Origin of the sequence: Ruoffia tabacinasalis (genome assembly GCF_005864045.1) — a bacterium.
GTDB lineage: Bacteria > Bacillota > Bacilli > Lactobacillales > Aerococcaceae > Ruoffia > Ruoffia tabacinasalis.
The window spans coordinates 1-216 of the sequence record NZ_VBSP01000134.1; the positions used below are offsets into that span (position 1 = coordinate 1).

The window sequence follows — 216 nt, forward strand, 5'->3', positions numbered from 1 at the left end:
TCGGTTTTATGGTCTCAGAAGAAGAAACCGAAGCAGCCTGGTCACGCTTCTTTCTAGATTTACGCTCGCGTGGACTACAGACACCAACTATGGTTATTTCTGATGCCCATGCTGGACTGAAAAAAGCGATTCGTAAAGTCTTTGTAGGGACTATTTGGCAACGCTGTACATTTCACTTTATTAGAAACATTATTGATGTAATGCCTAAAAAGAACA

At 40.7% G+C, this 216-nt stretch carries 1 protein-coding gene; it reads left to right on the top strand.

From position 1 onward, the window contains the following. On the top strand, positions 1 to 216 hold a 216-nt coding region (locus tag FEZ33_RS12320), incomplete at both ends, for a transposase (RefSeq protein ID WP_171031405.1).